Source organism: Virgibacillus sp. 7505 (assembly GCF_002272135.1).
Taxonomy (GTDB): Bacteria; Bacillota; Bacilli; order Bacillales; family Amphibacillaceae; genus Terribacillus.
The window spans coordinates 1-366 of sequence record NZ_NPBF01000085.1 but is presented as its reverse complement, the minus strand read 5'-3'; the positions used below and the strand labels follow the sequence as shown (position 1 = coordinate 366).

Annotated in this window: 2 protein-coding genes; both read right to left on the bottom strand. The window is 47.8% G+C overall.

Translation table 11 applies throughout. The annotated features are described in order from the left end of the window. On the bottom strand, positions 1-180 hold a 180-nt coding region (locus CHH91_RS18030; protein ID WP_286160836.1), incomplete at its 3' end, for an RbsD/FucU domain-containing protein. A 40-nt stretch (positions 181-220) separates the two neighbouring features. Continuing rightward, positions 221-366 (bottom strand): PfkB family carbohydrate kinase (locus tag CHH91_RS21605; RefSeq protein WP_483372411.1); only part of this gene is annotated, 146 nt, incomplete at its 5' end.

Below are 366 nucleotides of genomic sequence, written 5' to 3'. Positions count from 1 at the left end.
GGCCAATACTTCTGTTAGAACATCAACAAAATTGGGTACACCTAACCTAATGGAAAGATCAATGCATTCAACGCCAGACGGTATTGGTAATCCGCAATCTGCTATGACGATCAGGTCTGTATGCCCTAGTGACGCAAGCACCCTGGCAATATCACGATTTAAGATGCCTAATTTCTTCATGGTTGATCCTCCTGAATGCTTGATAGCCTGCAAAAAGACACTACTGTCTTTCCAACAGAAAAGCTGCCACCTCTTCTTTACTCGGCATCCCGCCCTGAGCGCCAAATGACTGTACCGATAACGCTGCCGCTGCATTAGCGTACATCACCGCCTCTCGCATTGGCTTTCCGCTTGCAAGCGCAACAG